The sequence below is a fragment of the Facklamia sp. P13055 genome, assembly GCF_050409445.1.
In the GTDB taxonomy this organism is placed as follows: domain Bacteria; phylum Bacillota; class Bacilli; order Lactobacillales; family Aerococcaceae; genus Facklamia.
This window is the reverse complement of record NZ_JBNUPL010000032.1, coordinates 1-10,844: the sequence shown is the minus strand read 5'-3', so window position 1 is coordinate 10,844 and position 10,844 is coordinate 1. Positions and strand designations below refer to the sequence as shown.

The window sequence follows — 10,844 nt, the reverse complement described above, 5'->3', positions numbered from 1 at the left end:
TCTATCCTACAGAGTCAGCTCTTCATTACCGTGAAATGCTTCAAGACTTAAAACAGCAAGAGTTGCTGGCATAAATTGTTTCCCAACAGTTTCTATAGACTGACCTATAGCTTGCCATTTTTCTCCTGCAATTGCTATGTTTTGCAAGGTTTGACTGGTAGTAGCCCCTTGTCTTTCTAAAGATTTAAGTGCTTGTTCTGTTTCAATAATCTCTCTTTTAAGGGCATCGTATTGTTCTTGAGATATCTTACCTTCAGCAAGAACTTCTTCAGCCTGCTTTTGTGCCTCTTTTAGAGAATCTAGCTTTTTCTATGTTTCTTCTTAGGTTTATCTTAAAAGTTTATGCTTCTGCGAGATGAGGTCAGTATTGCCAGAGTCAAGCTTAAGGAGTTTATTGACATGACGAAGTTGAGACTAGGTATGTCTTATTTCAATATTTACTTATTTTAATGCAGCCTGTAATTTGGTCGTATCGCCACCGATTTCTACCGTTATTTTCTTTATTCTATTTGCCAATATATCATCTCTTTAATTTTAGGCATCAAAAAAGCACCTCCCTTTTTGATAGGTGCTTTATAAAATATCTTCGTAATTTCTTCTTGAATACAGAACACGGATTATTTCTACTAACTTTTCTCCATTATTTACTCGGTAGAAAATAAGATAGTTTTTTACGGGACAAATTCTTATATTCTCTTTATCTAAGTCTTCATCTCTATACCTTCTAAATCTTTCAGGCATTTCATCAAGCCCTCTTATAGACTCTTCTATTTTCTTTATTAACCTTAATGCGGATAAATCAGAATTCAAGTTTGCAGAAATATACTCATATATTTCAAGGATGTCTTTTTTGGCTCTAGATGATACTACAATAGTATATTGGCTCATAATTGATCGTAAATTGATTTAAAAGCCTCATCCACATTTTCATATTTCCCATCTTTTAAATCATTTATCCCTTCCATTAGCATCTTGTTTAATTCATCCCTTGAGATGTCAAAAATATCAACAAGTTTTGCATCCGGTAATTTTACATCAAAAGGTAAGCCTTTATTAAGAATAATCTGCCTATAAAACATATCCACTGCATTTGATGGAGGTATACCCAAGGTTTTCAGTATCTCCTCCGCCCTTTCTTTAATTTCCGGTTTCATCCTTATATTTAGGTTTGCTGACTTAGCCATAATTGACTCCTCCTTTTGCTTAATTATATCAAATACGTCAACACTATGTCTATACATTTAAAGTTTATCAAAGTCCTCCTGTGTAACTACTTGCTTATCTTTCCACTCATCGTTAGTTTTTTCTGTGTCCATATCAGTTATAAGTCCAATGGTGAGTATATCTAAATCAAAAACAGAAAGACCACGTTCCACTGCTCTTAATAAAAATAAGGGGGTGGTCATTGGTCTTACTTTTTTAGGTATTTTTTCCGTCTTAATATTTAATCCCCACAATTTTATTAGCTGGGGTAGGATTTGATAAATAGAAAAAGTAGAAAAATTATCTAACCATTCCTCTGGACTGTCTTCTACCGTCTTATCCCCATGTCTTGCCATGACATAGGCTATATTCTCAAAGAGTTCTAAAGAACCTATATCGATATTAGAGTTATTCGGATAAAGTCCATATAATTATATAAAAGATAAAAGGCCATGTAACAGTCTTTTTTACGGTACAATGTTTTTACTCCAAAACATATCCAAAAGGACTTTACATGACCCAAGTACATTTTACACTGCACAGCGAAGTGGTTCAAATTATTATTGATTATTCGGTAAAAGAGGAGGTATCTAAAAATAGTTTGACGACAGTATTTAATCAGTTAATGGAAAACCAACGAACAGAATATATTCAAGCCGATGAGTATGAACGTTTAAAAAGTCGTCAAAATCAAAAAACGGCTATTATGAGCGAGAGTTTACCACTTGTGTAGGAACACTTGATTTAAAAGGGTGTTAACAACTACAGACTGGAATTTCCTTTTAAAACTTCTTTTTCTTATAAAGTAAACTTCCCAAAAAACTTCCAAGCACTGAAATAACGCCATAGATTAAAGAATAAATACTTGCACTCTCATTATAAAAAATAAATAGGGTAGGAATAAATAGCAAGACAACAAGCATTGGAAAAATCCAGTTAAATGAGTGCTTCATTCCATAGATTAGCGATGATATAAAACATGTCATTGGGACAGCCAATAGTAAAACCAACATCCCACTTCCTGTATTTTTAATGAAAAATGGCAATAGATAAAAGGCAAAAGCTATTACGATCAAATATACCAGCATTTTTCTAACTTTTTCCATTTCCAACTCCTTCACAAATTCACATTTTTTTACTTCTTTACTTTATAAGAGCAATCTTATTCAATATTCACTCTAACAGCCCACCAACCAATCGTTTAATTTTAAAATAGAATGCTTGAAAACCGGTCACTCTCCTAATTATTGGCTATTATCATCATTATAACAAGACTCCTAGCCATCAGCTCATAAATAGAACACTATTTGATTATTCTGCAATTATTTTACCTATTCTACTTCAACAAAATACCAAATAATCCATTGATATTTCTTTATACAAAACAATTTAATACTACCCAAAACTTTGACAGTGATTAATTGTTTGAACTTAAAATGACTAAGAGATTGACTCAACTCTGTTAGCTCAACATTAATAATCTTAGACTAAGGATAGTCGTTTAGCTTAAATTTAATGCTTCTATGTCTTTTTTTAAATTATAGGATTATCCATATTAGCAACCATCTGAATGCACTAAACGATTTAACCGATCCCACCATAAAATATTCCCATAATATATACCAAAATCGTCAACCCTACAAAGACATATCTGCCCATTGGCTCAAACCATGGCCCCAGAGTCTTATTGTAGCCCAATTGTACTTGCTTTCTAGCAAAGTCCGGTCCACATACCCAATAAAACATAATTCCAGCCAACAAAGCGCCTAATGGAATCACATAGATACTCACAATATCCATCCAACTTTCTAAAATAGCGCCATTTTCAACAAATATTCCGATGGCTATCGCTATACTCGCTACGATTCCTACCGCTTTTGCTCTTGAAAAATGGAACTTTTCTTGAAGCGCTTCGATTGGAGCTTCAAATAAATTGATCAAGGAGCTAATCCCTGCAAACAGTACTGCAATAAAGAAAAGAATGGCAAATAAGTTACCGGCTGGCATTTGTTTAAAAATCGCTGGCATGGTGATAAAGATCAAAGGAGGGCCCGCGGTTGGGTCCATATTAAAAGCAAACACAGATGGAATAACAACGAGAGCAGCCAATATAGCTGCTATTAAATCACTTACTGCAATATAGGTCGCAGAAGTAACCACATCTTCCTTTTCACTTAAATAACTCCCATACACCAATGTTCCCGAACCAGCTAAGGACAAGGAGAAGAAAGCTTGGCCTAATGCATAGACCCATGTTTGTGGATTTTTTAGCGCTTCCCATTCAGGTTGAAACAAATAGGCATACCCTAGACTTGCTCCCGGTAAGAAGATCACGCGAATACTTAAAAGCAGGAACATTATAAAAAATCCGGGCATGAGCACTTTATTTATTCTTTCAATCCCCTTTGAAATGCCCACTCGCATAATCCCAAAAGTTAGGATGAGTGCAGCTAGATGCCAGCCAATACTTCCAAAATTCCCAGCAATCTTTTCAAAATAAGCGGAACTATCTGCCGCTTGAATCATCGAACCTGAGATTGCCCCAAAGGTGAACCTTAAAATCCAGCCAATGACAACCGAGTAGCCGATCGCGATCCCTAAAGACCCGATGGTGGGAATTAAGCCAAGCCATTCGCCATACGGCTTGCCTCTTTTAGCCATTGCCTTCTTAAAGGCAGCCAGAGGACCTGCTTTCATCGCTCTTCCCAACGCGATCTCACCAATTACTCCCGTAAAACCAATGACAATCACAAAAAGAATATAGGGGATTAAAAAAGCCGCTCCTCCAAATTGACCGACACGATAAGGGAATAACCATATATTTCCCATCCCTACCGCTGAACCCACTGATGCTAGAATAAAACCTAGCCTACTTTGAAAACCATCTCTTTCTCCTATTATTTTTTTGTCTTTCAATTTTTTCACTCCTCGTTTCCTTTGTTTAGAAATGCTACTAGCTAATCCTTTAACCCTATTTTTCAGCGGAAATGGAGCTCATATCAATATAAAGACACAAAAAGACACTGCGTCATCAATTTTAAATTGATCTATGCAGTGTCTTTTAAACAACTAGCTATTAAAAATCACACTGGCATAGGCTCCATTTATACATGAAAAATAAAGTGAGCCTAGCCTTCTTACTTCAGAAGTTAGACCACTCAACTATGCCAAGCCTGCCATGAATGAATGGTGAATTTCATTTGTGTGATTTCCTTTCTCTTTTTTTATTTATTTAATTATCTAATAGGCTTGACAGAAAGTCAAATGAGAAATTATTTTACCCAGCTGATCTCTTAGGTAAAGAAAATCAATAATTGAAAATGGAGAATGCTCCTTTAAACCAATCAGCGCCGAACGTGAGGGAACTGAAAGTCATTCAGCAGCATCTTCATCAATAAAAAACAACAATCTACCCTTCAAAAGATAAAGGTCTATAGTAAAAACCCTTGGATAGATGCTGATTCCAATAGATAAGCTTTACTACCAAAAAAAATGGAAGAAACACTCTGCTTCTTCCATTTTTATTATTTACTCAATAATTGGATCATTTCTTCATACTCTGGGTACTGTTCGATCAGTTCATGGTAACGAAACAACTCAAAATCCTCAAACTCAAATCCTGGTGAAACCATACACGATACGAGCGAAAACCCATCTTCAACGGTTGAGCCAAAGATTGTCCCTTTAGGAACACGATATTGTAGTACTTGACCTTGCGCAACAGCTAGTCCTAAAGTAACATTTGTATAATCGCCATCTGGAGAAATCATATGCACGGTCAATGGCTGTCCGTAATGATAGTACCATATTTCATCAGCAGTTAAACGATGAAAATGTGAGGGGTTTTCTTTTTCCAATAGAAAATAGATACTAGTGAACAGAGAACGTTCTTTCCCATTTATTTTTAGTTTGTCTTGTGATCTTTCAACTTCGCAATAATAGCCACCTTCCGGATGAGCTTCCATATCCAAAGCTTTTATCCATTCTTCCATTGATTGATTCATAATAATCTCCTAACATTTTATACTATTTTAGCATAGGGAGTGTAAAGGTCTAAAATTCTTATTCACTTTAAGCAGCCTTGTAATTAGTAAACTTTCTCGATTTTGCTAGCATCTTACCGGATTACTTAATCTCATTCGCATAAACGACCCGATACAAAGCTTCTTTAACCTTATTGAATTGCTCTTGATCCATTGCTTCTGGATAAGTCATCAATAAAAGCGGAATCGCATTTTTCCCTTCTTCTAATGGAGGTTGCGTGTAGTCATAAGCATTCAACTTAAAATCTAAACGCTGATAAAAACTTATTCTTCGTTTAGTGATATTGTCTTCAGGCTTTTCTACCTCTAAGACTATTTTTTTATCAGCTTCATTTAAGAAAGTATTCAAAAATTTACTGCCATAATTTCTACCTCGGAAACTGTCATCTATGGCAAAATGTTCAATAAATACATATTCTCCAATGTCCCAAAAAGATATAAAACCTACTACTCTACCGTCATCTTCTAAGGCTTTCATTTGATAATTAGGATTTTTCAATATTTCTAATTGTAAGTTTAAACTTCTTTTTTCATCTTCAGGAAAAGAGCTTTCATAGATATTCCAGATTGCAGTAAAATTTTCCACTATAAATCCTCCGTCAATTTCGTAACTATTTTTTTCGTATTATTACAAGCATAGCAAAGTTTACAAAACTTTTCATAGGCTATCAAACCATAAAACAAATTCTTCCTTAAATAAAAATAGTGATTTCCATAAGCTAAATCTTTAGGCAATCTTCTAGAAGTTAAAAAACTTTGTCATAGCTATTAGTTTATACTTTACTTAGTCAACATCTATTTTAAGTTAGCAAATAAAACACTGTCCTGATCGAGCTGTTTTAGTCTTAGGTTCCACTCATGAAGAGCTATAGTTTTTTTAGTGAGCCCATTCAATGCTAGGTCTTTATACTTCCTTAAAAGGCTACTTGCATTTAATTTATTGCTATTAAAATAATCAGCTACTCTAATATAACCCCCAAAAGTGAGTTTGATAGCTCTATCTTTGGGGGCATCTCTCCTATAAAGATCTTTATATTATTAATTTTATCGATTTCTTATACTAGTTTCTGTTTAAACAAAACTTAAAGTATGCTGAACATTTACTTGCTAGTCAACTGCTTATTGCTAGCTAAAAAACATCTCATTTCATAATCTTTTTGATCCATTTTATACTTGTCTTATAAGGTGGATAACGGAAAGGAAGATCAAGCCAATTACTTTTTTTCAAGATGCTTTTACTATGAGAAAAGGTGTCAATGCTGTTTTTGCCATTATAGCTGCCCATTCCGCTTTCTCCCACTCCACCAAAGCCCATATAAGGAGTCGCTAGGTGGGTTACTGTCTCATTTATTGCTCCCCCTCCGAAGGAAACCTCCGTTAAAACCTTTCGCTCAATATCTTTCTCTTTTGTAAATAAATACAAAGCTAAAGGCTTTGGACGTGCCTTAATATGATCCATCGCTTCATCTATAGTCTTATAGGTGATTATGGGTAATATCGGACCAAATATCTCTTCTTGCATAATTGGATCTTTCCAAGAAACATCCTCCATTAATGTGATATTTATTTGGTGTGTTTCATCATTTTTTTGACCCCCGTAAATCACTTTGCCTGTCTCTAGCAGATTAAGTAATCGCTGATAATGCCTATCACTGATTATTTTGGGATATTCAGGATTGGTTTCTGCGTGCTTGCCAAAAAAACCTTCCAGAGTCTTCATTAATTCCTCTGTTAGTTTTTCTTTCACATCTTCTTGAACAAGTAAATAATCTGGAGCCACACAGGTTTGTCCTGCATTTAAAGCTTTGCCCCAAGCAATTCGCTTAGCAGCTATTTTTATATCGGCTGATTTGTCAACAATGGCTGGACTTTTCCCACCTAATTCTAAGACGACTGGCGTCAAATGCTGAGCTGCTTTTTCCATTACAATTTTCCCCACCTGTTTGCTTCCTGTGAAAAAAATTAAGTCAAAATCTTTACTTAACAAAGACTGATTAACTTCAACAGCCCCTTCCACCACCGTCACATAAGCCGGATCAAAGGTATCTGCGATCATTTTTTTAATAATAGCAGACGTAGCCGGTGCAAATTCAGAGGGTTTGATAACAGCAGTATTTCCGGCCGCTAAGGCACCAACAAGTGGCGATAAAGTCAGCAAAAATGGATAATTCCAAGGGGCAATAATCAACACCTGCCCATAAGGCTCTTTATAGACACGACTGACTGATGGAAACTGAGAGATTGGTGTTCGTACACGCTTAGGTTTGAGTAATCTCTTCATGTTTTTTAACATATAAGTGATCTCTTCTAAAACCAATCCAATCTCACTAACATAGCCTTCAAATCCTGCTTTATTTAAATCACTTCTTAAGGCTTCTAATATTTCAAGCTCATAGTCTTCAATCGCTTGATACAATTTTTTCAGCTTAGCAATTCGAAAATCAATTGCTTTGGTCTCTCCACTTGCAAAATATTCTTTTTGTTTTTCTAATACACCACTTGTCTCTTCCATTTTTATCATGCTCCTTCTTAATAAGCTGCTTCTAAAATATCCATAATCCGTTCAGTAGTAACTTGCACTGGGTTCACAATTGTAGCCCCATCATTCATGGCTGTCTTGGCAATCTGTTTAAAATCCTCTTTTTTAACATCGACATCTCGCAAACGGGTCGGTAAACCCGCTATTTTATGCAATTCATTAAGTAAATCTCTGATAGCATTTATTGTACGAGCGGCTCTTTGATCTTTGGGTGTCTGGCTGTATACTTCTGGTCCAGAGAAAGCCAATAAAATTCTAGCATACTCCTCTTTACAAGATTGTGAATGCTTTAAATTCATTTCCATAGCATATGGAAGTAAAATCGCCATCGCATCTCCATGGGCAATTTTACTGATTGATCCACAAGCGTGGCCTATCGCATGAACAATGCCTACCATTGAGTTAGAAAAGGATATACCTGCCATTAAGGACGCATTCGCCATGGCTATGCGAGCTTCTTTATTTTTACCATTTTGGACCGCTTCTTTAAGGTGCTTCCCAATTAATTCTATGGCAGCTAAGGAATAAGCAGAGCTAAGTGGATTTTTTTGACAACCCGTTAAGGCCTCAATACTGTGTGTTAAGGCATCGATTCCAGTTGATGCAGTTATTTTCGCTGGAAGTGACGCTGTCATTCGATAATCTAAAACAGCCACATCTGGTAAAAGACTGTATGAAATAAACTCCAACTTTACCTTACGGCTCGTGTCCGCAATCACTGAGACTAAGGTTGCCTCCGAGCCTGTGCCTGCAGTACTTGGCACGACTATCAAAGGATTTAACTTACCACCGACTAGCTCTAACCCCATGAGTTCATTTAAGTCTTTGACTTTTTTAGAAACTAAAACATTTACTCCTTTAGCAGTATCAATAACTGATCCACCGCCAATAGCGATGATACTATCACATTGATGTGTTTGATAGACGTCACTGATTTCCTGGACCACATTTAATGATGAGTCTTGTGGAATCTCTTTGAAGATAGCAGCGATTTCAATATTGGCATCTTCTAAAGCCTCTGTAATAATTTGCACTTGTCCATGCTTTATCAATGACTCATCTGTTAAAATCAAAGGCCTCTGGGCCTCTAAATTCAATAATTCAAATGGGATGTTTTCTAAAGCGCCTTTGCCAGATAAAATCTTGACTGAATTCATAAATTCATAATATTCTGGTATTTTCATACTAATCCTCCTTAAAACACTAAATGAAAGTAGGCTTTGCCTTTGCTGGCTGAAAGCACTGGTTGTTCTTTTAAAATATTTTTGCTAATAAAATTTGGGAAAAGATAAGCTTCTACATAATATAAAATTCGAACGAGAGGCATAGCTTTTAGGAAATCACCTTTAACAATAAAACGATGTTGAGCATAGCCCTGGTGCAGACCTATTTGACCAAGAATTAACATTTGTGCAGCCCGATAACTTTTAAAAATAATCGACAGATCAGCTGGGGCATCCACATGCTTTCCTAAATAATTAAAGCCATCATTTCTTTTTTCAAAGAATACTTTTGTACTAGTGTTTAAAACTGTCAATTCAAACAAGAATCCATCCGCATAGTGTCCTAACTCTTTCTGAATTGCAGGCTCTACTTTAGCAGCAGCTATTAATCCTCTTACTAAAAATTTTAAACCAATTTCTACCATTAATTTTTTCATAACATGCAACCGCCTTTTATAAATTTTGCTTAATTAAATAAGCAATTTAACAATCTGATTCACAGGTATTTCTTCCGTAGCAAATTTCTGTTGAATAATTAAGCCATCTAACAAAGCTAAAATAAGATAAGAGAGGGCGTGATAATCTCTTCCCTGTCGCTTTAATCCTTTTATTAAACTTTTTCGAATGGTCTCTCGCCAGGACTGATAGCGTGTTTCAAACTTTTTAGCCAAGGATTGATTATTAGTAATCGCATCGCTTAAAAGATAAAGATGTAAGGAGCCTCTAGTATCCGCATAGATAATTTTATTAAATAAAGTCTTCAATATTTCTTCTGCATCAATCTCCTCATCAGACTCTTCAATGAATAAAAGTAAGTCTTCTGTTATCATTTCTAAATTTTTTTCTGCCAATTCATAAATGATCGCTTGTTTGGCAGGATAATAATAATAAAGCGTTCCTTTACTAATACCCGCTGCTTCAGCAATTTTACGCAAAGTTGTTTCTTCAATGCCTAATTCACTAATTAAAACTGATGCAATCTCAAGTATATAAGATCGCATATCTTGATTAGAGTTCCCATCACTAATAGATATTTTTGTCATTTATCCACCCATTTCCCGTTCGGTCGACTGACCGATTAATTAGTTTAAGTTTAATTCAACCAGCTTTTAGTGTCAAATATGCTTATTTTAAAGCTACTATGATTAAGAAAAAAGAAGTTATTAAAAGGGAGAGATCCCACAATATAATAACCTTCTAATATAGATAATTACGCTTTTCTTCAGAGCGTAAAATATTTTGTGTAAGCTCCGAATCTTTGTAGAAAAGAGACCTCTCTTATGTAAGATTGTAAAATCAAATAAGCAATCACACAGGAGGTCCCTTATGGAAGTCGTTAGCACAAAATTATTCACAGCACTAGCAGAAGATAAATCTGTTCAAGACCTATTTCGTCAAAACTTAGAAGAAGCGATTAACTTATTACCTGTATGCGAAAGGACAGTCTTTCTTAATTACGAAAAATCGGAAGTCAAAGGCTGCAATGGTTAAGGAACAATCTCCATGAGAGATCTTTAGAAAAGTATCTATATACCTATGTTTCAAAATTAAATACGAAGTTTTCTTCTAGAATCCATAAGGGATTTGGTCAAGCACAGTAGGAACTAAGTAAAATGCTAGATGAAATACAAGGAAAAGGTCAAAGCAAAAAAATTCATCCCCTATAGGGGATGACGTATAATGCCTATAATATTATCTAGTTAGAAGTTTTTTACTTAATCTTACATTAGCTTACACAATTTATTTGACACTGCCCTATATTCACTACCATACAAAAAAGAGGTTCTATAATTTATAGGGTTGATGGCCGAAGGCCTCAACTCTATTTTTTACTTT

General features: G+C 35.2%; 13 protein-coding genes and 1 pseudogene. 2 read left to right on the top strand and 12 right to left on the bottom strand.

Translation table 11 applies throughout. From position 1 onward, the window contains the following. Nucleotides 1-6: 6 nt before the first annotated feature. From ACQV2O_RS08110 to ACQV2O_RS08095, 4 genes are all read right to left on the bottom strand, one after another. Nucleotides 7-147: a hypothetical protein gene (locus ACQV2O_RS08110; protein ID WP_428875516.1), complete on the bottom strand. Its 141-nt coding sequence runs from the start codon at nucleotides 145-147 to the stop codon at nucleotides 7-9. A 426-nt stretch (nucleotides 148-573) separates the two neighbouring features. Next, nucleotides 574-888 carry a type II toxin-antitoxin system RelE/ParE family toxin gene (locus ACQV2O_RS08105; protein WP_428875515.1) on the bottom strand — a complete coding sequence of 105 codons (315 nt, stop codon included), beginning with the start codon at nucleotides 886-888 and terminating at the stop codon, nucleotides 574-576. Next, nucleotides 885-1,184: a type II toxin-antitoxin system RelB/DinJ family antitoxin gene (locus ACQV2O_RS08100; protein WP_428875514.1), complete on the bottom strand. Its 300-nt coding sequence runs from the start codon at nucleotides 1,182-1,184 to the stop codon at nucleotides 885-887. Before ACQV2O_RS08100 ends, ACQV2O_RS08105 begins: the two co-directional genes overlap by 4 nt. A 57-nt stretch (nucleotides 1,185-1,241) precedes the next feature. Continuing rightward, entirely contained in the window at nucleotides 1,242-1,559 is a 318-nt protein-coding gene (locus ACQV2O_RS08095; RefSeq protein WP_428875512.1) for a hypothetical protein, read from the bottom strand. Between the two features lie 158 nt (nucleotides 1,560-1,717). Between ACQV2O_RS08095 and ACQV2O_RS08090 the strand changes: the two are divergent. After that, nucleotides 1,718-1,953, top strand: a pseudogene (locus ACQV2O_RS08090) (transposase); the annotation flags it as partial. A gap of 32 nt (nucleotides 1,954-1,985) precedes the next feature. Here the strand turns inward: ACQV2O_RS08090 and ACQV2O_RS08085 are convergent. From ACQV2O_RS08085 to ACQV2O_RS08050, 8 genes are all read right to left on the bottom strand, one after another. Further along, entirely contained in the window at nucleotides 1,986-2,309 is a 324-nt protein-coding gene (locus ACQV2O_RS08085) for a hypothetical protein (RefSeq protein WP_428875511.1), read from the bottom strand. 478 nt (nucleotides 2,310-2,787) lie between these two features. Beyond that, nucleotides 2,788-4,119, bottom strand: coding sequence for a sodium-dependent transporter (locus ACQV2O_RS08080; protein ID WP_428875510.1), 1,332 nt, complete (start codon nucleotides 4,117-4,119; stop codon nucleotides 2,788-2,790). A 608-nt stretch (nucleotides 4,120-4,727) separates the two neighbouring features. Then, entirely contained in the window at nucleotides 4,728-5,207 is a 480-nt protein-coding gene (locus tag ACQV2O_RS08075) for a cupin domain-containing protein (protein WP_428874237.1), read from the bottom strand. 121 nt (nucleotides 5,208-5,328) lie between these two features. Continuing rightward, entirely contained in the window at nucleotides 5,329-5,832 is a 504-nt protein-coding gene (locus ACQV2O_RS08070) for a GNAT family N-acetyltransferase (RefSeq protein WP_428875509.1), read from the bottom strand. A gap of 555 nt (nucleotides 5,833-6,387) precedes the next feature. Further along, entirely contained in the window at nucleotides 6,388-7,758 is a 1,371-nt protein-coding gene (locus ACQV2O_RS08065) for an aldehyde dehydrogenase (RefSeq protein ID WP_428874239.1), read from the bottom strand. A gap of 17 nt (nucleotides 7,759-7,775) precedes the next feature. After that, a complete protein-coding gene (locus tag ACQV2O_RS08060; protein WP_428875507.1) occupies nucleotides 7,776-8,969 on the bottom strand; it encodes an iron-containing alcohol dehydrogenase in 1,194 nt (397 codons plus the stop codon). Nucleotides 8,970-8,980: 11 nt separating this feature from the next. Beyond that, nucleotides 8,981-9,445, bottom strand: coding sequence for a hypothetical protein (locus ACQV2O_RS08055; RefSeq protein WP_428874241.1), 465 nt, complete (start codon nucleotides 9,443-9,445; stop codon nucleotides 8,981-8,983). A gap of 33 nt (nucleotides 9,446-9,478) precedes the next feature. After that, nucleotides 9,479-10,051, bottom strand: coding sequence for a TetR/AcrR family transcriptional regulator (locus tag ACQV2O_RS08050; RefSeq protein ID WP_428875506.1), 573 nt, complete (start codon nucleotides 10,049-10,051; stop codon nucleotides 9,479-9,481). A gap of 283 nt (nucleotides 10,052-10,334) precedes the next feature. On the opposite strand from ACQV2O_RS08050, the gene ACQV2O_RS08045 reads away from it, so the two are divergent. Then, nucleotides 10,335-10,499 carry a hypothetical protein gene (locus ACQV2O_RS08045; RefSeq protein ID WP_428874243.1) on the top strand — a complete coding sequence of 55 codons (165 nt, stop codon included), beginning with the start codon at nucleotides 10,335-10,337 and terminating at the stop codon, nucleotides 10,497-10,499. The last annotated feature ends 345 nt before the right edge of the window (nucleotides 10,500-10,844 follow it).

Coding starts and splice junctions, on each gene's coding strand:
- ACQV2O_RS08065 (WP_428874239.1), bottom strand. CDS start 7,758: ATGGAAGAGACAAGTGGTGTATTAGAAAAACAAAAAGAATATTTTGCA.
- ACQV2O_RS08100 (WP_428875514.1), bottom strand. CDS start 1,184: ATGGCTAAGTCAGCAAACCTAAATATAAGGATGAAACCGGAAATTAAA.
- ACQV2O_RS08060 (WP_428875507.1), bottom strand. CDS start 8,969: ATGAAAATACCAGAATATTATGAATTTATGAATTCAGTCAAGATTTTA.
- ACQV2O_RS08055 (WP_428874241.1), bottom strand. CDS start 9,445: ATGAAAAAATTAATGGTAGAAATTGGTTTAAAATTTTTAGTAAGAGGA.
- ACQV2O_RS08095 (WP_428875512.1), bottom strand. CDS start 1,559: ATGGCAAGACATGGGGATAAGACGGTAGAAGACAGTCCAGAGGAATGG.
- ACQV2O_RS08075 (WP_428874237.1), bottom strand. CDS start 5,207: ATGAATCAATCAATGGAAGAATGGATAAAAGCTTTGGATATGGAAGCT.
- ACQV2O_RS08050 (WP_428875506.1), bottom strand. CDS start 10,051: ATGACAAAAATATCTATTAGTGATGGGAACTCTAATCAAGATATGCGA.
- ACQV2O_RS08105 (WP_428875515.1), bottom strand. CDS start 888: ATGAGCCAATATACTATTGTAGTATCATCTAGAGCCAAAAAAGACATC.
- ACQV2O_RS08045 (WP_428874243.1), top strand. CDS start 10,335: ATGGAAGTCGTTAGCACAAAATTATTCACAGCACTAGCAGAAGATAAA.
- ACQV2O_RS08085 (WP_428875511.1), bottom strand. CDS start 2,309: ATGGAAAAAGTTAGAAAAATGCTGGTATATTTGATCGTAATAGCTTTT.